This window comes from Leptospira yanagawae serovar Saopaulo str. Sao Paulo = ATCC 700523 (genome assembly GCF_000332475.2).
Lineage (GTDB): Bacteria > Spirochaetota > Leptospiria > Leptospirales > Leptospiraceae > Leptospira_A > Leptospira_A yanagawae.
Genome location: NZ_AOGX02000013.1, coordinates 57,271 through 80,029, shown reverse-complemented (window position 1 = coordinate 80,029; position 22,759 = coordinate 57,271). Strand labels below are relative to the sequence as shown.

Below are 22,759 nucleotides of genomic sequence, written 5' to 3'. Positions count from 1 at the left end.
ACTAGGGTTCATTCTCTTAAGAGTTTCTTTCTTGTGGAAGGATTTTTTCCATCCAGTGGAAAGATTCTGCAAGTTCTCCCTTTTGGATGGTGGCACTCAAATGGCGCACTCGGTCCAAAATCCAAGTGGGTGAATGTTCGCTGAGTCCTGAAAATGCGTTCAATTCTTCGGTATTGAGTTTACCGTCAAAGGAAGCACAGATAGCAAAAATCGAAATTGGCCATTGTTTTTCTTTTTCTGTTAATGGTTCAAGAGACAAAACAAAACCCTCCCAATCATCTAAGTTTTGTAATGTTTCTCTATTTGGTAAAAGCCCAAGAAGACCAAAAAGCAAATATTCAAAATTAGGATGGAATGTTTTGGTATACACAATCGAAAGTGCTACAGAACGTAACACCGATTCAATGAGTTTTGGATTCTTTGATTTCGATTTGATTTGGATGAGTAATGAATCAGCCAATTTCCTTGTTATGATTCGTTTTCTTAATTCAAAAAGAATGATATAAGTCGTAACTGCATCCCATATCCCTGTGATGGGTCCAGAAACGTATTCAATGAGGAAACGTAAACTTGTCCTACCCAAAATTACCTTTAACAAAAATTTTGCGAAGATATTGGAAAGGAATACTTTACTTTTATACAACACGGTTCTAAAAAACAAGGCTCTTTCATCTAAGTGTTTGTATGGATCAATTCCATACAGGCGAATCCTTGGATCAGGGATTTCCAAAACGAGTCTTGCCATCATCCCTGGGATGGGTGTGATGAGTTCGGGTTCGTCAGCAAGTGCAACGTCGGCAGCTTTTGCCATCTGGTACGAGAGGTAAAACCCCAACCGAAAGAGTAAATAGAATTCGAAGACAGTGATGATGGTCAGTAAGGTAAGGAAAGCAAACACTCCTTGGTAGGAAATGTCGGAAAGGCTGGCAAATGAAAAGGAAGGTAAATAATAGGAAAGGTAAACAAAGAGAACGGAAGGAAAAAAACCAATCCAAAACGACCAAAAACTCCCCCAAAAAATGAGTTTTTTCGAAAAATCAGAAAAACCCGTTTCTGTCTTGTGTTCCTCTTTTTTGGTGGATGTCCGTATCGATATGAGGACCCTGCGGCCCCATTGTTCTAAAATTCCTGGTTTGTAACGATCTGTACTCATTTTTTTTGCAACCGGAATCTGATTTCGGACTCCCACTCCATGGAACAGGAATTTTCTATGACGACACAAGCTGAAATCAAAGTCAAAAACCCAATTGATTGGGTGACGACAATTTTTTTACTCACATCTCCTCTCGTTGGTATCTTCGGAACCATTTATGTAACCCTTTATGAATCGATTCATTTCGGAACTTGGGCACTTTTTTTGTTTTATTTTTTTGCGACAGGCATGGGAATTACGGTTGGTTACCACAGACTTTTTTCTCACAAAGCGTATGAAGCCAAATCTCCCATAAAACTTTTGTTATTATTATTTGGAGCAGCAGCGTTCCAATCCACAGCACTCGAATGGAGTGAAGACCACCGTATCCATCACAAATTTGTGGATACAGACAAAGATCCTTATTCCATCAAAAAAGGATTTTGGTATGCTCATATCGGTTGGTTATTTCGCAAACGAAAGTATGTTGGGCAAGGTGTCCAAGATTTAATGAATGACCCTCTTGTGGTATGGCAACACAAACATTTTTATTCCATATCAATCTTTATGTGTTTCATCCTGCCAGGACTCATCACCATGTTATGGGGATCCTTCTTAGAAGGATTTTTTGTAGCTGGGTTTTTACGATTATTTGTGGTCCACCAATTTACTTTTTTTATCAATAGTGCCTGCCATGTTTGGGGAGAACGCACTTTCTCTAAAGAACAAACGGCTCGTGACAATTGGATTATCGCATTTTTTACGTTTGGTGAAGGATACCACAACTTCCACCATGAATTCCAAATGGATTACCGAAATGGAATTCGTTGGTATGATTATGATCCATCCAAATGGATGATCAAATTCCTTTCCTTTTTTGGACTTACTTATAATTTGAAAAAAGTTTCCGAAGAAAAAATTCTACAAAAAACGATGTTTATCAAAGAGAAGGAAACCATACACCAATATTCAAATCTTGGCGAGGAAAAACTAAAATCTTGGTCAGAACAATTGGCTCATCTCAGAGAAACAGCAATCACAGAATACCAAAAATGGTCGAAAGCAAAACAAACTGCAAATGAAACCGAAGCTGGCGTTTCCAAAAAGAACTTTGAAACCACAAAGGAAAATTGGGAAAAACTGTTAAGTCGTCCACTTTTCTCCTAACGTTACCCTCTCACCTCCCTAAAAATTTCTTTAGGGAGATTTGGTACATCACCTGGACCAACTAACGGCAAATAGACCATAAATAATGTTCTGCCAGGGGATGATTCCACCTCAATCCTACCTTTGTGTTTTTCGATGATTCCTTTGACAATCCCAAGTCCTAAACCTGTTCCTTCCCCTTGGTCTTTTGTTGTAAAAAAAGGATCCCAAATTTTATCTTTAATTTCATTAGGAATTCCTGATCCATTGTCTTCAAAACTAATCATCACATACTCTTCTCCGATCCTTCTAGAAGAAATGATAAGTTTTGGGTGTTCTGTTTTTTTCATCGCATGGATCGCATTGGTAATGAGATTTGTCCAAACCTGGTTCAGTTCATCCAAATTGCACCTAACAAGAGGAATTGATCCATAATTGCGTTCAATTTCTACACCATGTTTGATTTGGTTTTGCATGATAACAAGTGTGTTCTCAAGTCCTTCGTGGATGTCTGAGACTTCATACGAATTTTGGCCAAGATGGGAATAATACTTTAATGCTTTCACAATTCGAACAATATTCCGAATCGCATACTTAATATTTTTGATATTCCGTTGCAAACTTAATGTGTTCTTTAACATCTCAAAGGTTTCTTTTCCACCCGATTTCCATATCCGTAATAATTCCTCTTGCATATGCATAAGATGGTGGTCAATGAGAAATGTGGCTAGATCTGTGGCATCATTTTCAGGCATGCCGTCTTGGATGAATTTGAATTTGGTTTCTCTTTTTAATTTAAATTTGTCTTTCGGATCAATTTTTGTAGTAGGATCTTCCTTCACAAAACTAAACAAGATATCTAAATATAGGGAACGAAAATCAGGATTTTGGATGAGGTGGGTGATGTCACCTAAGTGAGATAATACGAAAACCAAATTGGCATCCAAATTATCGGCCGCACCGTTGATCACAGCTGCAGGAGTATTGATTTCGTGAGCAATCCCTGCCACCATCACCCCAAGAGATGCCATTTTTTCTGATTGGACCAGGTGGGCTTGTGTTTCTTCTAATTCTTTGGTTCTTTCTCTTACCTTTGCTTCCAAAGTTTCTGTTAAATTTAAAAGCTGTTGGTAGATCATTGAATTTGAAAGTGACATGAGAGATACAGAAAGTATCTCTAATATGATTTCGATTTCCTCTAAATCGTAAATTTTCCCATCCTTGTGTTTTCCAAGTAATATAAACCCCACCAAACTTGACTTAATTGAAAGTGTGGCAACTAACTCTGATTTTGTGTCTGAAAAAAAATGAATCGCTTCTTTTGCGATTTTTTCGTGATTCGGGGAAACATATTGGATAAAATTCTCTTTGATATGAATTCCTTCCCTTTCCGATAACCATAACAAAAATGGATTAAAAACAGGAATGGAAGGTAAGTCAGAGATTTTGTTGGTTTTGGAGGGGAGGAATGGTCTTGGCCGAAACTGGCCTTCTTTTTCATCCCAAGTATACACTTGTACGAATTCAGCAGGAATTTTAGCTGCTAAAAATTGACTGATGGTTTCGCTGATTTGGTCAGGGTCATTAAAGGAAATGAGTTCCTCTTTGAATTTTTCAAGGGCAAAAAGATTTTGCACCAATTCATCTCGTTTTTTCGGTTTTTCTTCTAAAACAGTTACATTTGAGGGCAAGTGAAAAAGAAAAAGGGATAAAGTGAGAAACCCTACGAGCAGTACAGCAAAAGTCAAAAGATAGGATACTTGAAACATGCTTAGTCCATAAGCAATCGCAAACCAACCGAAGGATGAAAGAAGAATGATACTGGAACGAAAGAAAACTTGTATTTGCATGTGGATTGTATACAATGTAAGAACTAGATAATTATGGTGTTGAATCCACTTGGGTAAAGAACAATTTACAATCGCTCGTATCTTTGGTGCTTATTATGAAATTTATTCAGAAGCCACTACCTATGCCCTTGCTGTACTCAAAGGCAAATTACGGCTAAAAAATTCGAATGAACGCCATCCATTTGTAGTGGGCGATATCATACTTGCAGAAAAATCTTCGGGAGAAGAGTGGGTCATCTCAGAAAGGATGGAACGTAAAAATTTCCTCACGAGAAAAAGTGACAAAGGCGATAGTCATGTGTTATGCGCAAACCTTGACCAGGTCGCCATCCTCGCATCTTGTAAGGATCCGGAAACCAAACCAGGATTCATTGACCGACTCCTTGCCGCCTCTTACCATACTGCGATTCCACCCCTTATCATCTTTACCAAAAAAGATTTAGTTTCAGAAGAAGAAATTGAAGATAGGGAGACCTACTATAAAGAGTTAGGTTATGAGGTCATGAGTGTCTCTCTTCTTTCGGAAGAATCCATCCAACCTCTCTGGGAAAAAATCAAAGGCAAACGTACATTCCTCTGTGGCAATTCTGGAGTCGGGAAATCGACGTTAATGAACCACCTCCACCAAAAAACCGTACAACGTACGAATTTGGTCAGTGGATCCACAAAAAAAGGAAAACACACAACGACTAATTCTTTTGCCTTATTTTTGGAAGGGAATACCGTCCTCATCGACTCGCCGGGAGTCAAAGAATGGGGCATCCTCCACCTGACCACAACCGAACTTTGGGAAAGTTTTCCCGAATTACGCAAAGTAAAGGAAAGTTGTCAGGAAATTTATTGCTGTGAACTTGGTTCTTCTTGTCCAATGCGTAAATACATGGAAGAGTCTATGGATGAAACCCGAAAAAAGAGCCTTGAATCCATGATCGAAAGTCTGGAAAACCCCCACAGAGTGACTCGTAGGGACCATTGGACAAAAGCTGTCACAAAAAGATATTAGGGAAAAGAGTTGCCAAGGCTTCAGTTGTTATCTATTTTAAGAAAGTTATTTCCGGAGGAAGGAATATGAAACGTACAATCATACAAAAATTGTCGGTTTTGGGATTTGTGGCGGTTTTTGCCATGTTTGCCACAGCTTGCCAAAAGGACTCAAAAGAGACTGTAACGACTGTTACAGAAAAAAACCAACCATCTAGCAATGTCGTGATCGCCTTTGTAAAGGGAGATGTTGTAATCCTAAGAGAAAGTGGTCAAATCAAACCAAGTTTAGGTGATACTTTATCATCCGAAGACACAATTGTTACTGGCCAAAATGGATCTGTTGAACTTCTTGTTGGAGAAGATGGTGTTCTCAAACTCAACAAAAACACTTCCCTTAGCGTAAGCCAAGCGTTTGCTGCAAACGATGGAACTCGCGAAACAGAAGTTAACATGCAATATGGAAAACTTGTGACAGTACTTCGTAAGGAAAGAAAAACTGAATCCTTCAGTGTTGTGACTCCAACTTCCATCGCGGGTGTTCGTGGAACAATCTTCTTAACTAATGTTGAAAACCCTTCAGCAAGAGGTGGAAACGTAGCATGTGGATCCTCTAACTGTGTTGTGAAATACACTGTTCTTGATGGAGCTGTTGCGATCCGTAAATCAAACTCTGATAACGAAATCGTTGTCGACAAACAAAAGTCAGCTGAAGTGTCATCAGGCACAAAACTTTCTGATAAAATGATTAAGCCAATGGACAAACAATCCTTAGGCGAGATGAAAGAAATGTTAGTGTTCGAAAACACGAAAATGTTACAATTTGAGTCATTAGCAAATGAACTCAAATCAAATAACGAAGAACTTCAAAAAATGAACATTGGTTCTTCTGTAGAGGAATTAGAAAAAGCGGCTAGAACTCGCGAAATCACCAAATCAAAGTCAGATGAAGTGATCACAACTGCTAAGTCGATCGAAGATTCCAAATACATCAAAAAAGACGTTCAAAAAGATTCACTAAAATTAGCTCCAAAAGAGAGTTTTGATAAGACGAAATGAGATATGTTTATTTACCGGTCCTTTGTTTTTTAGTCGGTTATTGTTCTTCGGTCACAAAGATCGAAACACTCAATCGAAGTTTTACAAAACCTAAGTTTGTCACTCCAGATATTGGAGAGTCTGAACCCCTTCCTTCGGGTAGAGATTACAGAGAACGACTGGTAAATAAATCCACTCCAAGTTTCACTCTCCTCTGGAAACAAATTCCAGAGGGGTTTTCTCCTTCTGACGTAAGTCTTCTAGAAGAAAAAATCCTTTTCCCTCACTCCAAATTAGGTTCTTACCAAAAATCTCCATCGAAACCAGATCCAAAGTTTTTTGAAGTAAACGATATTGATTTAGTTTTAGAACTCAGTTTATCAAAAGTAGCAGAAAGATTGTCTGTGGAAGTTCTGTACAAAGACCCGGTCCTATCACAAAACTTCGGAAAGGCGGTCTTTGTTTACCAAGAGGAAAAAGAACCCAAAACAAAAAATGCGAAATCCTTTGATGTATTCCATGGAAAAAAACACTTACTTCCTTTAACTGAATTTGTTCCGTCTTATTATTTAGAAGTATCTTCTCCCTCATCCGACGAAGTCCGTAATACATTTACTTCATCCTTACAAGGTAAGGTCTCGGTGTTTTCCACATCCCCAGGAACTACCATCTATTTAGATGGAGTTGAAATTGGAAAAGCACCACTCATTGGTTTTACCCTACAAAATGGCAAACACACACTCTCTTTTGCAAAGCCAGGAAAAGACCAAGTCAAACGCAATATCTTAGTCCGCGCAGGAAAAACCACAAGGGTATTCCAAGAATGGAATGATGATATTTCCCAAGGAACAGTTGTTGTTTCTAGTTTTCCCGTTGGTCTCGATGTGGTCATCGATGGTCAAAAAAAAGGTAAAACACAATATGCAGAATCAGGAGTACCTTACGGAAGTTATCCGATCCAGTTCATCCGCACTACACCAGACTCCCATTTTGAATATGCCAAAGCTGGTATCAAAATTCGACCAAAACAAATTACTTCGATTGCCTTACCAATATCTTTGGAAGATGGAGTAGGTTGGGAGTCGGAAGAATTTTGGAACCTCACTTCCGCTTCCCCTAATTTTTCAGCCACATTTCCTGGTAAATTGACCTTCGCCAAAAACAAGGACCTTCCCAAAGGTTGGTATGGTGTTTATTCCGAAGATCTCATTCCTGATTATATAGAAGCCGAACTTGTGTTAGATTTAAAAAAAGAATACAACGGTGCCTTAGGTCTTTCCATTCATGACCACAACCAAAATACAGTTTTGGTTTATGTAGACCAAACTGACTTTCATATTGTAAAGTTTTCAGGAAGCGAATCTGAAGCTCCGGTGCGCTCTTCATTTCGTTGGAACAAAGAAGATGAATTGAAAGGTCGATCCGTAAAGTTCACAACAGATCTTGAGAAAAAAATGATTCGTTTGTATTTAGGCAACAAAATGGTAGAAGAATTTCCATGGAGTTTTGAAACATTTTGGAATATTGGAGTTCTCACTCCGCATAATGCTCCTTTGGTGGGAGTGCCTCTGAGAGGATTAAAAATCCAATACCCAGACATGGTTAAGTTTGAACAAAGGTTCCAAAAATGAAACAATTGATTGTTGTATCTGTTTTACTTCTAACGTTTATCGGTTGTCGTTCTCGAGATTTCCAAGCGGTCACAGTGAAGGATACTGTGGTAGAAAAATCGGCAGTTTCTGACCGTCAAAAAATCGAAGAAGCTCGAGCACTCATCGCCGATGGAAGTAATGAATTCCAAAAGGGAAATATGGATGTATCATTGGAAAAAGCAAAAGCATCCATTCAAAGTTTTGAACTTGTTGAAGGTTATGCGTTACTCGGTGCTTCCCATTACCAATTAGGTGAGTATGAAAATGCAAAAAAAGCTTATGAAAATGGTAAAAACTTAGACCCCCAAAGTGAAAAAATCCTAATTGGACTGGGAACTGTTCAATCGACTCTAGGTGAAAACGAGGAAGCACTCTCCACCTATCAAACGTTAAATAAGTTAAAACCTGAAGAATCAATTTATACGTATAAAACTGGCCTTTTATTAAAAAATTTAGGTCGTTACCAGGAAAGTTTGGTTACACTCAAATCTTTGGAAACAAAACAAGACTTTCCTTACCCGGTAGAATTGTTAAACCAATTGGGTGATGTATGTTTGGAATTAAAAAAGTATGATGAAGCAGAAAGTTATTTTGCTAGGGCAGAAAAATTAAACCCAGAACTCAAGTCAGCCAAAGATGCCAAACTCTCCACAAAAATCGCTTCTCTCATCCAAAGGGGAAATGACTTTTTAAACAAAAAAAATTACCCAGAAGCCACTGCTGAATTCAAAAAAGCAACGGATCTCCAACCACAAAATGGTTCTGTTTGGTCATTTTTAGGAAATGCTCAATTATTGAATGGAAAATTAAAAGAAAGTGAAGAGAGTTTCAAAAAATCCATTTCTTTATCAGATACAAATGCCAATGCCTACGTTGGACTTTGTAATGTCCTCATCCAAACACACAACTACTCTGACTGTTTAAAAACTTCGAAACAAGCGTTACAAAAAATTCCAAAAAATGCAGAGATTCGCAACAAACAAGGAATATGCGAATGGAAATGGGGTGAAGTCAAAAAAGCAACACTAAGTTTTCAAGATGCTTCTTCCTGGGATCCCAATTTTATAGAACCAAAGATGAATTTGGCTTATGTCTTAATCGATTCAGGTCGTTTTGATGAAGCACTAGATGTTTTAAAAAAAACGGAAACTCACCCGAAGGCTAAAAAGGAAGAGATCCGAAAAGCAAAAGTTTTGGCCGAATCACAAAAATACATAGCTAGTGGTGATGTTTTTTTGCGACAAGGAAAACGCAAACAAGCGTTTGATGACTACGGAAGGGCGATGGGTGTGAATCCGGAAAACCCTGCAGTACAAAATGCATTTGGTCGTGGTTATTTTGCATTTAACGAATATAAAAAGGCGGAAAGTTCTTACTTAGAAGCCTACCGCATGGACAATACGAATCCAGGTGCCTTACAAGGACTTGCTCGTGTGTATGCAAAAACGGGAGAATCCAAAAAAGAAAAAGAATACATCAAAAAGTTAGAAACTTTGTCGGCAACAGATCCATTCAGTGCCATCACTCTCGGACGAATTGCAGAAGATGCAAGTAAGTGGGACGAAGCTGAGTCAATTTACATGGGACTTAAAAAAAAGTTTCCAGGGAATGAAGCAGTGGATTACCGTTTGGGTAGTTTATACTACAAACGTGCTGTAGAAGAAAACACAAAAGAAAATTATACCAAGGCGAATGAATTCATACAAAAATCTAAAAAATTTACGAAAGACATTCCTGAAGTAATTGAAACAGAGAAAACCGTATCGGAGAACTCTCGTTTTGCGGAAATTTTGCCCCTTGTCAAAGAAGGGAATACTCTTTTTAATCGTAAAAAATACATCGAAGCAGTCACTCCTTACCAAAAGGCATATGATAAAGTTCCAAAAGCATCTCTTCTGGTAAAAATAGCAGAATGTTATATTGAAAAAGGGGAAGAAGAGAAAGGTCTTTCGATTTTAGAAAACGCAGTCAAATCCAACAAAGAAAATGCGATTTCATTTAAAGAAGGGATTTATAGTTTTTACTACAAAAAAGGTGAGTTAAAACGAGCAGAGGATGGTTTTTATGATATTTTAAAAGAAAAACCCGACTCCTACTATGCTTATTACATGTTAGGTCTTGTTTCCATGAAACGGAAATCCTATGACCTTGCGATTGGCGAGTTTGATAAATCGATTTTAGTGAATCCAAATTTTGCCCCAAGTAATGTCGCAAAAGGTTTAGCATTCTACAAATTAAACCAAATGGATGCTGCAAAACGGGAATTTGAAAAAGCAAGAGCAAAGGATGCAGAATTTGGGCTTTCATCTTATAACTTGGCAATTGCTTATTTTAATGAGGACCTTACAAATGAGGCCAAATCAATTCTTGAGTCCATTCGTAAATCAGATCCAGATTTTATGGATGGTGAAATCCAATTGGCATATATCTATTTTAAAGAAAACAAATTGGATGAAGCTGAAAAGACTATTGATCGTGTTTTAAAAGAAGAACCGTCGGCAGAAGCTTCGTTTGCGCAGTTTCGAATTTTAGATGCCAAACAAAAACAATCTCCTTCTGAAAAAACCAAAACAAAACGAAATGCAGTCAAAGAAAAAATCTTAAGGGAATATGGAGAAACGAAATATGCAAGACTCCTTCCTTCAGATGCTTTGGATGACGAACCACTTCATGTTACAGACCTAAACTTATCTGGTACACCTGTTTCCACTCCAATTGTATACCCAAATCGTATCATTGTGAATTACGGAACAGCACTTGTTGGCTATGATAGGCTCACAAAAGAACTTGTTTGGAAACAGTATACATCCACTCCATTCCAATTACTTGTAGCAGGAAAAGAACTTGTTGGAATTTCCAATGATACTGCGACAAAAATTTATCCTGAATCGGGTAAGATGACGTTCAAAAAACAAGTATTAGCTGGTTGGAAAGTGAAACAAGGTTCTGCTGATGCAAATGGATTTTATTTGCTTTTAGAAAAAGATAAAACAAATAATAGAAAAATTGTTCGTACCAACCCAAACTTGGAAATCCAAGATGAATGGGCAGGGAACGATTACGTTGGATTTTCTCTTTCCAATGAAGGAAAACTTTTTGTGATTAAAGATACCAAAAAAGATTTTTTAATCCAAGTATTAAATCCTAATGATTCTTCTGAAAAAGAAGGTAAATTATCCCAAGCAATACCAAAAAAAGATTCAAAAGAAACCGCAAATTTCCTCGGATGTTTGGATGAGTCTTGTTTGGTCTCCCTTGGTGGCCAAATCTACGAAGGCACTGAAAAAGCAAAACTTTATGCTTTGGGTAAAACTGATTCCGTCCGTTCCGTGGTAAAAAACCCTGATTCTCTCTTGGTGAATACGGAAGATACCACCTATCTTTGGAAAGGTGGATCTAAGTGGAAAGATAGTTATAAGTCGGAAGGAGATTTTTATTTTCCTTTGGACGGACTGGTAGTGGAAGGTAGAGCCAAAGAATTATTACTCATCAAAGGAAAAGAAAAAACATCGGTTCCTTGGAAAGGGGATCGTGATGGCCTCCGAATCAGTACCATTACCGTTGACTAAGTGATATCATAAAACAACGAAGAAAGGATCTCCCGGAATCTTAAGATCACGGGAGAAATCTTTTGGAAATTTCATTCATTTAGATTTGTTTGGTTCGTTTGAGGTAATAGATTCGTTTCCCTTCATTTCGTTTTTCCGTTTCAAAAAAAGAAATCGGAAATCCTGGTCTTTCGAATTCATATTCAGACCCTTCCCAAACAAAGTTTGGGAACTTCCGAAAGAGAGAGATTGTCCGCCTGGCATATGGACCATAATCAGTTGCAAATAAAAGTTCTCCCCCTGGTTTTAAAAGGTCATATATTTGTTGTAACATATAGGGTTGCATTAACCTGTTTTTCCAATGTTTTTTCTTTGGCCATGGATCAGGAAAGTTGATGATGATTGTATCAAAAATTTCTTTTTCGAGCAGTTCATCAAAAAACCATTGGAAGTTAACGGTCATATAACGGATATTTTCAAGACCCAAAGTTTTTCTTTGTTTCTCAGTATGGATGATTCGGTTTACCTTTTTTTCCATTAATAGGTAACCTGTTTGGTGGTCATTTTTTGCCAATTCGATGGCAACTTCACCCCAGCCAGAACCTAACTCTAAAACAAAGCGTTTTGTAGCTCTGGGGAAAGAATTTTTTAGGTCGATTTTTTTCCCACGTTCGTTAGGTTGCAGGAGATAGTCAGACTGATAGGGAGTTCTAATCGTAAACTTCCATAGTTTTTCTTGGATTTCTGGATTAACTAACAATTGAATTTCTTCCGATGATTTAATGTCAGGATTTTGAAAAGGAACTAAATGAAAATAACTCTTTTTGGTGTTCGAGGTTCCCTTCCCACACCGACAACAAAACAGGAACAACGAGAAAAAACTTTAAAAATTCTGCATCTGGCAAAGGAAGAGTGGAAAAAGGATCCAAACGGGTTTTCAGAAGAAGAATTTATCAACCACCTTCCTATCTCACTTTCACAAGACTTAGGTGGGAACACCACTTGTGTCCTCATAGAAGGAGAGGCGGGCGAAAAAGTCATTTTGGATATGGGAACTGGAATCCGAGTGCTTGGAAACCAACTCGCTTCGGAAGCATTTAGCGGGAAAGAAATGGACATCCATATCCTTGTTTCCCATACCCATTGGGATCATATCCAAGGTTGGCCATTTTTTAAACCTGGTTATTCACCTTCGGTCAATATTCATTTTTATTCCTGTATCCCTAATCTGCAGGAACGATTGGAAAGGCAACAACACCCAGAAAACTTTCCCGTTACGTTCCAACAAATGGCTTCTAAAAAACATTTTCATTTATGGAAAGAATTTGAATCCTATATGTTAGGTGGTCTAAAAATCATTCCCTTTGGACTTCGCCATCCTGGTTCTTGTACTGGTTACAGAATTAGAGAAGGGAATAAAATCTTTTTATTTTGCACTGATGTTGAATACCGCGAAGAAGATAGGGAACATCTTTTAAAAATGAAACCTCAGATTGCAGGTGCAGACCTAATCATCATTGATGCTCAGTATAGCACTTCGGAAGCGGAGAAAAAAATTGGTTGGGGTCATACGGCAGTCAGTAAGGCAGTTGAATTTGCAGAAATGATGGAAATTCGTTCTGTTGTTTTGACCCACCATGAACCAGACCATACCGACCACGAGGTGGCAAGGATCATTTTAGATGAAGCTCGCTTACAAAAACCAGGTGGCATGCATGTACACATCGCCCACGAAGGTCAAAAATTCATCTTATAGACTGATCACATCCCAACCATCAATTTGATCTTGTTTAGGATTTGGATCGTGACTGGGGTTCACTCCGTGAGTGCCGGTATGGATTCCATTTCTTGCACAAATGGATCGGAACTTTTCTTCAATCATTCATTGATCAAATAATTCGAGTGGTATCCTTTGCCTTCTCCAGAATATTCGGGACAATCTAATTTGAGTTCAGCGATCCAATGGATTTGGTATGGTTTTGCAAAAAACAATTGGATGAAAAATCGTAAAAAAGAAGAAATATTTTCTAAGGCACTCATCGTAGCAATTGGACGAACACGTTTTACCAATAATTGGCAAGTTCCATTTTGAAAAGATAATATTTCTGTTTTTGGAATCGTATAACCAGAGGTAGGTTCTTTTTCCCACTCCAATACTTCCACTTTTTCAACTGTCCCTTCTAAAACTAGCGAACCAGAAGGATTTAAAACCGCGACACGACGAAAGAATTCTCCAGGAAAGTTGGAATTACCTATGAACCCACCAGTGAAAATTCGATACCCATCTTTGGTTTGCGAACGAACAATCTCCCACTTCTTTGAATATTGGTATACAGCTTCGTTGGTTAATATATGTTCCAGACCACCTACACCTTTTACTTCTTCGACAACATCCTTATAACGAATGGTGCCTGTCACTGTAGAATAAGAAAATGGGATATCCGCTTGGACAAATTTACCTTTCTCAACCAAAGGAAATTTTCCATTGGAGATGGGAACTGTGCCTCGGCGTGGTTTATAGTCCAATTTGATTTCTCGTTCCCCGTAATTCATATAAAAAGAATAAACACCGTTTTTATATTCCATCCAGTTATCTCCACTCCGTTGGTAAAACTGCCCCTTTTTGAATTCATATTCTTCTGAATCAAATTCGCGTGTGGAATAAAAAACAGGTTGGTCTTTTGTCTTTAACAATAATGAGATACCATTGTTAAGTGAACCAGGACCAAAATTGCTGACGAGAAAGGTAGCATAGAGATTGTGCCTTTCGCTACGGAAGGTAAAATTCCATGCCTGCAAATATCCTTCTTCAGGGAAATGTTGGGTTTTGAAATCTTGGGCATGAAGTCCAAAAGAAAGTACAAAAGTAATACAACCTAACAAAACCAATCGGGAAAAATAGATTCGCCTTTGCACCGACAAATCCTAAGTGGAACCCAAAAAAGAAGCAAGGTTTTTCTTGGGGTTTTCCTCTAGATAGACAAAAGAGTTGGAACTGCGATTTTAAATAAATCACCAAGACAAACAAGGGAAAACACAGGGTGTTCTGTATTGCCAATGGTAAGGAGCCGTTCTCTCTCCTCGGCGATCCCGTCAATGTGGATCCAGGTTTCCGTATCTTCGTTTGGTAGAATGCGGCAGGCCACTTGGTATTCAAAGTTACCAATTTTGGCAAAAAAGATCTGGACTCTGTTGGGATCAGAATCGGCCAACTGGCGTCTGAAACCAAATTGTTTGGATTTGGTTTCTCCTCTCATTTCGTAATAATGGTTCAAGATTCGGAGGATGTGTAAAAATTCCTCTTTTTTGTTCACTAGTTCTCGCCATTCCAGGTCTTTCTCAGTCATGCTAGGGGAGGTTTTCCATTTAGGCACTTGGTTCTTAAAAACGGATTCGCACTTGAAAAATACTTTCCCCTATCCAGGATGAACGAAACAGACATGGTCACGGAGATCTTAGAAATATTTTGGAAAGAGAAACTTCGTTTCGCCCAATACTGTTTTGATGAATTGGCACATGTGGATGCCAAAACCTTCCTAGAAAAAGGAAAAACCGGGAAATCACCCCAATGGGTTTTAGGGCAAATGATTTCCTACGATAAAACCTTTCGTTTTTATCTACCCATATCACTGAAAATTAGTAGTTTTTTCTTTTTTCACAGTTTCAAGGACCAGGAAATTGAAAAAGATTTAGAGACCATACGGGACCATTACACACCGCCAGCTTTCCCCTCACATTTTTGGGAAATCCACATTGCCGAAGCAAAAGATTTAAACATCAAAGCCAGTGATCCTTTGGTATCCGGACAATGTGAATCGTGGAAACAAGTTTTGACCCAATTAGAAGCAAAACTTTCTCTGATTTCGAAATCCGATGCCTATAGAAAAAGATATACATCGCTCACTGGAATTCATACCATTTCAGGAGCGATCAATAATTCGACAGAGTTTTGTCATTACCTTTGGAATCGTCATATGGGGAATCCAAATTAAGTTTTATAAATTTGAATTAAAATTGAATGAGTTTAGGAGAAATCAATGGGAAAAATTAAAGTAAAAACACCGTTAGTTGAGTTAGACGGCGATGAAATGACAAGAATCATTTGGAAAGAAATCAAAGATCGTTTCATTCACCCTTACTTAGATATTACATTAGAGTATTATGACCTCGGTGTTGAATATCGTGATAAAACGGATGACCAAGTGACTGTTGATTCTGCAAACGCGATCAAAAAACACGGTGTAGGTGTTAAATGTGCCACTATCACTCCAAATGCTGACCGTGTAAAAGAATACAACCTCAAACAAGAATGGAAATCACCTAACGGAACAATCCGTGCGATTTTAGATGGAACTGTATTTCGTAAACCAATCATTATCAAAAACATTCCTGCAGCAGTCAATTCTTGGAAAAAACCAATTGCGATTGGTCGTCATGCATATGGTGATATTTATCGTGATGTGGAAATCCTTGTGGATGGTCCAGGAAAAGTTGAACTCGTTTATACGGATGCATCAGGAAAAGAAAAACAAAGGCTGCTCGTAAATGAATTTAAAGGTGCTGGTGTTGCACTTGCAATGCACAACTTAGATGAATCTATCAAGTCATTTGCGAAAGCTTGTTTTAACTATGCGTTGTCTGAAAAGATCAGCATCTGGTTTGCTACAAAAGATACGATTTCGAAAAAGTACCATGCTCGTTTCCGTGATATCTTTGATACCATGGCAAAAGAACAAGAAGCCGCTATGAAAGTAGCAGGAATTACTTACAGTTACTTCCTTATTGATGATGCTGTAGCTCAGATTATGAAAAACGAAGGTGGTCAACTTTGGGCTCTTATGAACTATGATGGTGATGTAATGAGCGATATGGTTGCTTCTGGTTTTGGTTCCCTTGGTCTTATGACTTCTGTTCTTGTTTCTCCAGATGGAAAATACGAATACGAAGCAGCTCACGGAACAGTAACGCGTCACTACCGCAAGTACCAAAAAGGGGAAACCACTTCCACAAATTCAGTAGCATCAATTTTTGCATGGACCGGTGCTCTTGCAAAACGTGGTGAACTTGATGGAACTCCTGATGTAGTGAATTTTGCTCACAAATTAGAAGAAGCGATCATCGAAACTATTGAAGGTGGTGAGATGACAAAAGATCTTCTTTCACTTTCGACAGCTGCCAAAAAAACGGAATTGGATACGTTCCAATTTATGGAAGCTGTACAAAAACGATTGGACGCAAAACTCAAATAATGAGTCCACTTCACCCTGTCTTTTGGCAGGGTGATTTTCTTTTCTTTATTTTCTTGCCTTCTTTCTTTTTCCTTATCCAATAAACATTCCATGATGAATACTTCCAAATCATTACTTGATACCTTTATGGATTGGTATTTAGTGGAGATGCCAAAAATAGATTCTCCTGCTTTGTTATTTCATTCCTATATTCAATACTTACGATCTCTCGGATTAGAAATAATTAGAGGAAATATGGGAACAAGAACCTTACACCCCCAAGTGGAAACTCTTGCTTATCTTTGGGCTCCAAATGACCAAAAAAAAATGTTTGATATTCAAGCTGATACATTATTTCATTCCAGCAAATTTTACGAATTTCCAAACTCATTTGTTCGGGTCACCAAATTTCGATTAGGTTCGATTCAGTCGTCTCAATTTACGGCAAGTCCCATTCAATATGTTTTAACTTCGAAAAAAACTTACTATTATCAATTTGAAGAGGGTTATACCGGGCCATATCCTTATCCTATTTTGGAAGAACTCGCTCCCTCTGGTGCCACTGGTTATTTTGCGGTACCGGTGATCCAAAAAGGAAACAGTTATGCTTTTTTAAGTCTATTAACCAAAAAACCTTTTGGATTTGATAAAACAGAATTAGATTTTTTAACAAAATCTTTAAACCTAATCGCACTGAAGTGGTGGACCTTCATCCAATCTGAACTTACAGAATCTTTGTTAAGTATTTATTTAGGTAAACGGACTGGTTCCACAGTATACTCAGGTAAAATTTACTTAGGGGAGTTGGACAATATCCAATCAGTGATTTGGTTTTCTGATATCCGAAATTATTCAGGTTTAAGCGAAAAACTATCTCCGACGGAAGTCATACAGTTGTTAAATGACTATTTTGGAGTTGCCATACCACAGATAGAAGCTTATGGCGGAGAAGTATTAAAACTTTTAGGAGATGGAATTCTCGCTGTATTTCCATTCCAAGAAAATAACAAACGAGTGGTAGGGAAAAAAGTATTACTTGCAATTCGTAAATTAGGTAATGAACTTCATAAATTAAACCAAAAGAGAGAATCCGAAGGCAAAATTTCGATCCATCACGGCGTTGGACTGCATTCCGGTGAAATACTATATGGAAATATAGGTTCCTTGGATCGACTGGACTTTACAGTGATTGGGGAAGCTGTGAATTTAACTAGTAGGATTGCCGGTATGTGTGGGGAATTAGGAAAAGCAGTCCTTGCATCCGAAAATTTAGCTCACCAAATTCCTGTTCGTTGGGAAGAGTTGGGAGAACATAAGCTGAAAGGGATCAGTGATCCCAAAAAAATATTTGCCATTTCTGAAAAAAAATAAATCAAATAATCATAATTTGTGTTCAAACGGATGAATCGTAAGGATCTGTGAATCTTCCATCATTCAAGGATCCCGTATTGTACTGATTTGGTGGTTCAGTCTCTCGATTATCAGATATGTTTGCCTCAGATTTTTTTTATCGTACGACCACCCATTTCCCACCGATTCGACTTAGATAAATTGGAATGGCGGCTCCTTTTTTGGAAGTGATAACAGGTTCTGATTTTTGATCTGTGATTTCTAGAATTTGTTGGTTACAAAGTAACTTAAACTTGTAATTGTTTGGCTTTAGCTTCCATGTGGAACCAATTGCCTTTGTCATTCCTTGGATGGATTTCAACTCATCCACTTCGTTATACGGGTAGTATCTCACTTCGGACGTGTCTTTTGCGCGAAAGGCAGTAGCACTAAGAATTTTTTTGTTATCTTTTGTGTTGAGTACTTTTGTGAAATCTTTTAAATAGCCAATGGCAGAGGTTTCTAGTTCTTTGCTAAGGGTAAGCGATTCTGCTTGTTTCCATAATTCACTTGGTGGCAAAAAGGGAGGTTCAAAGGAAATTTCTTTCCATTCTCCTAACTGGGTTTGGTTTCCTTCTTTCCATTCGAAGTGATGGAGTAAAACTCCTTCATCAGGGAATTGGTCTTTTTGTCCGAGAATCAATTTTACTTCAGCTTCTTTTGGGAAATCGGTTTTGTTTTTGTCTTTTTTGTTGTTTTTGCGTTCTGACAATCGGATATTCAATTTGTTTGTCCCAGGAATGATCCAGTAATTGACGTCAGCTTGGCCAGAAGAGTCTTCATTGGAATTGCCACTGCGAACCGAATATCCATTCACATCAATTTCTAAATTTACAGAGTAGTTTTTGTAGGTAACAATAAAATAACCTTCCTTAGGTGGTCCAGGAGGAACAGGTTTTTCTTCAGAAACAATTGGGTGTATGAGAAAAAAAGAAAAGAGGATTAAAATTAAAAACGGTTTCATTTGTATATCTCCAAGATTCGGTAAAGGAGAATTGAATCTTACAAACGTAGATTTGTCGATATAAAAATGGATCTGAATTGAATTCTGATTAAGGAATGTAGTTAGTTTTTCGTTTTAAGGAAGAAATTTTTTTCCATTTCGATCAAAGAAAAAATTGGTTTGGCAGACTGTGCAGTGGAACCTCCCGTACTTTTTGGCAGGGATCGGATGGTTACAAGAAGGACAAAGTACGGTTTTGTTTTGGAAGGTAGTTAACCTAAGTTTATGTTCGAGTTTGTCCAAAAATTGGTGTCTGACCAAAACAGTGGCGATCACCATGCCACTGAGGAAGGTGACAACTTGTCCTGCATAAGTGGTTTTGACATTCGAATGGAGTTCCACAAGGTAGAGGTAGGTTTGGACACAAATCCAAATGCTCAGACTAATAAAAATAGGGACTTCACGGACTACTAATTTTTCAAAGACCATTGTACTTTTCACATTGGGAAAGAACACATAATACATTCCTAAAATTCCGGATACAACTCCGGACGTCCCAACAACTGGAGTGATGGAATTCATGTGAAAGATATAATAGGTTAAGTTGGCAAGAATTCCAAAAAAGAAAAACAAAAAGAAAAAATGAAGGTGCCCTACAACATCTTCTACATTGTCGGCAAACATATAAAGGTAAATTGCATTCGTAGTCCACTCAACAAAAGAAGTATTAAACAAAAATGATGCCAGTAAACTGAGCCCAAATTCTTTTTTAGGAGTGAATGCATAGTCACCAATCGAATCAAATGAAAGTGTACATAAAGTGAGTAGAATCAAACAAATCGTAACGATTGGAAATCGAGATTTCTGATTGGCTTTTTCAAATACAAACATCTAATATTGCTGACTCTAAACCAAATATATCCGTTAGGTGCAAATTTGCCAATCAAGTTTCTTGGGGATAGGAAACTTAGGAAAATCGAATTCATTATTTGAACTTTTTGTATTCCCTCAAGTGCAGATAGTTCAAAACGATTTTAGTCAAATTTTGTTTTGTTTTGGCTTTATATTTCTTTTCTACGGAGGAAAGTAACCAAAGACCCTGATTGATCATTCCTACCATGATATAAGCCTCCTAAAAAACTTGGTGAATTTTCCAAATACTTTTCTTTCACCATTCGTTCTAGAAAATCTTGAATTGAGTTTTTGACTCAATCCTTTAATATCAATTCACTAAAAAGTATAAATCAATGGTAACATTTCTAGTGAATCGATCCATTACTGCTTTTCGACCACTTCTTTTAATTTTGCAAGACCTGTTTCAAAATCCTTGCCTAACATAGAATCCAAAAACAATCCAAAAAACCTACCTATCGGATATTCCAGGGCTCCTTCATTATGCCATATAACGATAGTTTTGGTTCCTTCTGGTTTTAGCTCGAATTTTGAAGTTGCAACCATTGGTTGTGGTTCTTCAAATACTAGATTCATTTTTAGGAATACGTTGGATTCTGCTGCGTCAATTGTCATGGAACCTTTTCCATTGATCGGTCCATCCCATTCTTGTTTGTGTCCAGGTTTACCTGGTTCACCTGTAACAGATACTTTTTGGTTTGGATCGAGGCTTGCCCAAACTGACCATTTTTCCCACTCGGCAAAGTTTTGGAGAAGGGGATAAACCTTGTTTGGGGTTGCATTCACGGTGATGGATCTTTCGACGTGGTACTGTGCAGGCAACAAAGCCGATACGATTAACAAAAGAATTAAAAAACCAACTAATCCTAATGATATTTTCTTTATCATACATTACCTCTTGTCTTTGTTATATTACTTTGAATTGTATTGGAAGTGCAAACATAAATTGAAATATATTGACAAAATCATTTTCTGAGATTGCATACATACCTTCGGTCGGTATGCAATGAATTGGGTCATTTAAATTTATGGAAATATTGATTTCGCAAAGTTTAGTTTAGAAATACAAATAGAAAGAGAACGTAATTCCAAGTAAAATTCCATACAGCCATTCATCTCGTTTTCGAAACAAAGTAAGAACCATTTGGTTGGGTAATTTTTTTTGGTAAGTTAACAAAATAGAAAATAGAAAAAATAACAGGAAACCAATTACAGCAAAACTGAGTTTGTTTGATGGAAATTGGACCCTTACATAAATTAGAAACAAAAAAACAACGATAAAGATAAAAACCAAGTGTAGGTTTCGTAAACGGAAAGGTTTGATTACCCCAAACAAAATGGTTTGGTTTTGTATTTGTGTATTGGTTTCGCTTTCTTCATTCCGTTTCCGATGTTCCAAAAAAGCAGAGGTCAGAAGTACCAAGAGTGCAAAATGAAAAATCAAAAAAACCCTGTGTAAAAAATTCAATTCTTCACCAAATGTGAGTTTCATGAAATTTGGGCAATATAGTGAGTATAAATAGGGAGAAAAAAGAGAAACGATGGGAGTGAGTAAAATAGTCCCACAAATCACCTGTGTATGGATTCGTACATTGAAAATCCCTAACAAAAACACAACGAGAAGGGCAGGAGTGAAATGAGAACTTTGGTTTGATAATTCAATAAAGAAGTTTTTTTTAGAATTGGGATCAATGAGTAAAATGGCAAAGGCAGTCACAATCACCGAAAATATGAAAAGGAATATTCTTCCCGATTTCATTTCTTCTTCGTCGGATAGTGGTTTTCCTTTTTTTTCAAAGAATGGTTTATAAAAATCTATTGTGAATAAAGTAGCCGCTGAGTGTAACATGGAATCTATGCTTGAAAAAATGGCACCAAGTAAACCAGCTAGGATCACACCTATCAAACCATAACCTACGGGAACAACAAGGACCACTAACTTGGAAAAGGCTTCGTCGGGGGCAATGTTTGCCGTTTCGCCAAGAGAAGACCAAATTTGGTAGGCAGCAACTCCCGTGAGAATTGAGAAAAAAGGTACTGTGAGTTTGAGTAATCCACCAACTAATATTCCAAAACGAGCCTCACGTAGCGATTTTCCACCTAATGTGCGCTGTACGACGTATTGGTTTGTGTTCCAATAAAATGTATGTAACAAAAATAGGCCACTGAGAGCTCCCGTCCATGGAAGGGTAGGGTGGTTTGGAGGTAGGTATAAATTCATTTTACTAAGTCCATCCAACCTATTTTCTTCCTTTGCAAAGAGTTCAACGATGCCACCAACTTCTGGTCTTGAGATAGATAGGTAGGCAAGCACGAGTCCCGATGCCAAAATCAAAAATGTTTGGATCACATCGGTATAAACCACTGACTTAAGTCCACCAAACCAAGTGTAAATGGTTGAAGTAAATGCAATCCAAATTACAAGTTCAGCGTAAGAAAGCGTAAGTCCTAAATTTTCTAAAAAAGGTAAAAAACTGCGAGCACCAATGTACAATGCACCAGTCAGTTGGATGGTGATGAGGATGAGTGAGATGGCTGAATATATCCGCCCGGTTTGTTTTCCAAATTTTTCCTGCAAAAATTGAGAAAGGGTAAAAAACTTTTTACGACGGAATAGAGGTAAAAAAACAAACGCCAATAAAACGATGGCAGGGATGGATCCAAATTCATAATGGCTTTGTGCAAAACCCACAGAAAATCCAATGCCGAGCATTCCTACCAAATGGTTAGCAGAAATATTGGTTCCAAAAAGTGAACCAGCAATGCCCCACCAAGGAAGGCTACGGCCACCTAGGAAATAATCCTTTGAAGAAGATTCCTTTCGGCCCGCATACATTCCGATTCCCAATACGAGAAGGAATGTGAACCCAAAAAATAGGATGTCAATCGTTGTGATCATGGAATGGAAGGAATCGAAACGTCAGACTAGATTTTTTCTAA

19 protein-coding genes are annotated in these 22,759 nt (G+C 37.8%); 9 read left to right on the top strand and 10 right to left on the bottom strand.

Annotated elements, in window-relative coordinates:
- Window positions 1-16 precede the first annotated feature (16 nt).
- Complete coding sequence (locus tag LEP1GSC202_RS02840) at window positions 17-1,153, bottom strand: LBF_2804 family protein (RefSeq protein ID WP_015676131.1); 1,137 nt, start codon at window positions 1,151-1,153, stop codon at window positions 17-19.
- A gap of 57 nt (window positions 1,154-1,210) precedes the next feature.
- On the opposite strand from LEP1GSC202_RS02840, the gene LEP1GSC202_RS02835 reads away from it, so the two are divergent.
- Window positions 1,211-2,299, top strand: coding sequence for an acyl-CoA desaturase (locus LEP1GSC202_RS02835; protein WP_015676232.1), 1,089 nt, complete (start codon window positions 1,211-1,213; stop codon window positions 2,297-2,299).
- Between the two features lie 2 nt (window positions 2,300-2,301).
- On the opposite strand, the gene LEP1GSC202_RS02830 is transcribed toward LEP1GSC202_RS02835, so the two are convergent.
- Window positions 2,302-4,128 (bottom strand): sensor histidine kinase, encoded by a 1,827-nt coding sequence (locus tag LEP1GSC202_RS02830; protein WP_015676176.1) that lies wholly within the window; start codon window positions 4,126-4,128, stop codon window positions 2,302-2,304.
- A 49-nt stretch (window positions 4,129-4,177) separates the two neighbouring features.
- On the opposite strand from LEP1GSC202_RS02830, the gene rsgA reads away from it, so the two are divergent.
- The 4 genes from rsgA (at window position 4,178) to LEP1GSC202_RS02810 (ending at window position 11,368) form a co-directional block, all read left to right on the top strand.
- Window positions 4,178-5,131 carry a ribosome small subunit-dependent GTPase A gene (gene rsgA / locus LEP1GSC202_RS02825; protein ID WP_015676104.1) on the top strand — a complete coding sequence of 318 codons (954 nt, stop codon included), beginning with the start codon at window positions 4,178-4,180 and terminating at the stop codon, window positions 5,129-5,131.
- 65 nt (window positions 5,132-5,196) lie between these two features.
- The gene (locus tag LEP1GSC202_RS02820) at window positions 5,197-6,168 is read left to right on the top strand and encodes a FecR family protein (RefSeq protein WP_015676110.1); all 972 of its coding nucleotides are present in this window, start codon (window positions 5,197-5,199) and stop codon (window positions 6,166-6,168) included.
- Window positions 6,165-7,778 (top strand): LIC10124 family lipoprotein, encoded by a 1,614-nt coding sequence (locus LEP1GSC202_RS02815; protein WP_015676252.1) that lies wholly within the window; start codon window positions 6,165-6,167, stop codon window positions 7,776-7,778. Before LEP1GSC202_RS02820 ends, LEP1GSC202_RS02815 begins: the two co-directional genes overlap by 4 nt.
- Window positions 7,775-11,368, top strand: coding sequence for a tetratricopeptide repeat protein (locus LEP1GSC202_RS02810; protein ID WP_015676145.1), 3,594 nt, complete (start codon window positions 7,775-7,777; stop codon window positions 11,366-11,368). Before LEP1GSC202_RS02815 ends, LEP1GSC202_RS02810 begins: the two co-directional genes overlap by 4 nt.
- Before the next feature lie 79 nt (window positions 11,369-11,447).
- Here LEP1GSC202_RS02810 and trmB read toward each other — a convergent pair whose 3' ends face one another.
- Window positions 11,448-12,107 carry a tRNA (guanine(46)-N(7))-methyltransferase TrmB gene (gene trmB, locus LEP1GSC202_RS02805; RefSeq protein WP_015676245.1) on the bottom strand — a complete coding sequence of 220 codons (660 nt, stop codon included), beginning with the start codon at window positions 12,105-12,107 and terminating at the stop codon, window positions 11,448-11,450.
- Between the two features lie 48 nt (window positions 12,108-12,155).
- Between trmB and LEP1GSC202_RS02800 the strand changes: the two genes are divergently transcribed.
- Window positions 12,156-13,103: an MBL fold metallo-hydrolase gene (locus LEP1GSC202_RS02800; protein ID WP_015676227.1), complete on the top strand. Its 948-nt coding sequence runs from the start codon at window positions 12,156-12,158 to the stop codon at window positions 13,101-13,103.
- Here the strand turns inward: LEP1GSC202_RS02800 and LEP1GSC202_RS20355 are convergent.
- The 3 genes from LEP1GSC202_RS20355 to LEP1GSC202_RS02790 form a co-directional block, all read right to left on the bottom strand.
- Complete coding sequence (locus LEP1GSC202_RS20355; RefSeq protein ID WP_279615295.1) at window positions 13,098-13,229, bottom strand: hypothetical protein; 132 nt, start codon at window positions 13,227-13,229, stop codon at window positions 13,098-13,100. The two genes, LEP1GSC202_RS02800 and LEP1GSC202_RS20355, sit on opposite strands and share 6 nt — an antisense overlap.
- Window positions 13,226-14,251, bottom strand: coding sequence for a hypothetical protein (locus tag LEP1GSC202_RS02795; RefSeq protein ID WP_425256009.1), 1,026 nt, complete (start codon window positions 14,249-14,251; stop codon window positions 13,226-13,228). Before LEP1GSC202_RS02795 ends, LEP1GSC202_RS20355 begins: the two co-directional genes overlap by 4 nt.
- A gap of 68 nt (window positions 14,252-14,319) precedes the next feature.
- The gene (locus tag LEP1GSC202_RS02790) at window positions 14,320-14,694 is read right to left on the bottom strand and encodes an LIC_13246 family protein (protein ID WP_015676263.1); all 375 of its coding nucleotides are present in this window, start codon (window positions 14,692-14,694) and stop codon (window positions 14,320-14,322) included.
- 78 nt (window positions 14,695-14,772) lie between these two features.
- Here LEP1GSC202_RS02790 and LEP1GSC202_RS02785 point away from each other — a divergent pair, with 78 nt between their 5' ends.
- From LEP1GSC202_RS02785 to LEP1GSC202_RS02775, 3 genes are all read left to right on the top strand, one after another.
- Window positions 14,773-15,339 carry a hypothetical protein gene (locus tag LEP1GSC202_RS02785; protein WP_051125273.1) on the top strand — a complete coding sequence of 189 codons (567 nt, stop codon included), beginning with the start codon at window positions 14,773-14,775 and terminating at the stop codon, window positions 15,337-15,339.
- Between the two features lie 45 nt (window positions 15,340-15,384).
- On the top strand, window positions 15,385-16,596 hold the full coding sequence (locus tag LEP1GSC202_RS02780; protein WP_015676237.1) for an NADP-dependent isocitrate dehydrogenase: 1,212 nt from the start codon (window positions 15,385-15,387) through the stop codon (window positions 16,594-16,596).
- A 90-nt stretch (window positions 16,597-16,686) separates the two neighbouring features.
- Window positions 16,687-17,946: an adenylate/guanylate cyclase domain-containing protein gene (locus LEP1GSC202_RS02775; protein ID WP_039928069.1), complete on the top strand. Its 1,260-nt coding sequence runs from the start codon at window positions 16,687-16,689 to the stop codon at window positions 17,944-17,946.
- Window positions 17,947-18,082: 136 nt separating this feature from the next.
- Here LEP1GSC202_RS02775 and LEP1GSC202_RS02770 read toward each other — a convergent pair whose 3' ends face one another.
- The 4 genes from LEP1GSC202_RS02770 to LEP1GSC202_RS02755 all read right to left on the bottom strand — a co-directional run bounded on the left by LEP1GSC202_RS02770 (window position 18,083) and on the right by LEP1GSC202_RS02755 (window position 22,718).
- Entirely contained in the window at window positions 18,083-18,934 is an 852-nt protein-coding gene (locus LEP1GSC202_RS02770; RefSeq protein WP_425256008.1) for a hypothetical protein, read from the bottom strand.
- Between the two features lie 108 nt (window positions 18,935-19,042).
- Window positions 19,043-19,798 carry a rhomboid family intramembrane serine protease gene (locus tag LEP1GSC202_RS02765; RefSeq protein ID WP_015676326.1) on the bottom strand — a complete coding sequence of 252 codons (756 nt, stop codon included), beginning with the start codon at window positions 19,796-19,798 and terminating at the stop codon, window positions 19,043-19,045.
- 384 nt (window positions 19,799-20,182) lie between these two features.
- The gene (locus tag LEP1GSC202_RS02760; protein WP_015676241.1) at window positions 20,183-20,707 is read right to left on the bottom strand and encodes an SRPBCC family protein; all 525 of its coding nucleotides are present in this window, start codon (window positions 20,705-20,707) and stop codon (window positions 20,183-20,185) included.
- Window positions 20,708-20,876: 169 nt separating this feature from the next.
- Window positions 20,877-22,718 carry an SLC5 family protein gene (locus LEP1GSC202_RS02755; protein WP_015676158.1) on the bottom strand — a complete coding sequence of 614 codons (1,842 nt, stop codon included), beginning with the start codon at window positions 22,716-22,718 and terminating at the stop codon, window positions 20,877-20,879.
- Window positions 22,719-22,759: the final 41 nt, after the last annotated feature.

What these genes read in the sequence shown, in the direction of transcription:
- LEP1GSC202_RS02840 (WP_015676131.1), bottom strand. Translation starts at nt 1,153, where the DNA reads ATGAGTACAGATCGTTACAAACCAGGAATTTTAGAACAATGGGGCCGC.
- LEP1GSC202_RS02835 (WP_015676232.1), top strand. Translation starts at nt 1,211, where the DNA reads ATGACGACACAAGCTGAAATCAAAGTCAAAAACCCAATTGATTGGGTG.
- LEP1GSC202_RS02830 (WP_015676176.1), bottom strand. Translation starts at nt 4,128, where the DNA reads ATGCAAATACAAGTTTTCTTTCGTTCCAGTATCATTCTTCTTTCATCC.
- LEP1GSC202_RS02820 (WP_015676110.1), top strand. Translation starts at nt 5,197, where the DNA reads ATGAAACGTACAATCATACAAAAATTGTCGGTTTTGGGATTTGTGGCG.
- LEP1GSC202_RS02815 (WP_015676252.1), top strand. Translation starts at nt 6,165, where the DNA reads ATGAGATATGTTTATTTACCGGTCCTTTGTTTTTTAGTCGGTTATTGT.
- LEP1GSC202_RS02810 (WP_015676145.1), top strand. Translation starts at nt 7,775, where the DNA reads ATGAAACAATTGATTGTTGTATCTGTTTTACTTCTAACGTTTATCGGT.
- LEP1GSC202_RS02800 (WP_015676227.1), top strand. Translation starts at nt 12,156, where the DNA reads ATGAAAATAACTCTTTTTGGTGTTCGAGGTTCCCTTCCCACACCGACA.
- LEP1GSC202_RS20355 (WP_279615295.1), bottom strand. Translation starts at nt 13,229, where the DNA reads ATGATTGAAGAAAAGTTCCGATCCATTTGTGCAAGAAATGGAATCCAT.
- LEP1GSC202_RS02790 (WP_015676263.1), bottom strand. Translation starts at nt 14,694, where the DNA reads ATGACTGAGAAAGACCTGGAATGGCGAGAACTAGTGAACAAAAAAGAG.
- LEP1GSC202_RS02785 (WP_051125273.1), top strand. Translation starts at nt 14,773, where the DNA reads ATGAACGAAACAGACATGGTCACGGAGATCTTAGAAATATTTTGGAAA.
- LEP1GSC202_RS02780 (WP_015676237.1), top strand. Translation starts at nt 15,385, where the DNA reads ATGGGAAAAATTAAAGTAAAAACACCGTTAGTTGAGTTAGACGGCGAT.
- LEP1GSC202_RS02775 (WP_039928069.1), top strand. Translation starts at nt 16,687, where the DNA reads ATGATGAATACTTCCAAATCATTACTTGATACCTTTATGGATTGGTAT.
- LEP1GSC202_RS02765 (WP_015676326.1), bottom strand. Translation starts at nt 19,798, where the DNA reads ATGTTTGTATTTGAAAAAGCCAATCAGAAATCTCGATTTCCAATCGTT.
- LEP1GSC202_RS02760 (WP_015676241.1), bottom strand. Translation starts at nt 20,707, where the DNA reads ATGATAAAGAAAATATCATTAGGATTAGTTGGTTTTTTAATTCTTTTG.
- LEP1GSC202_RS02755 (WP_015676158.1), bottom strand. Translation starts at nt 22,718, where the DNA reads ATGATCACAACGATTGACATCCTATTTTTTGGGTTCACATTCCTTCTC.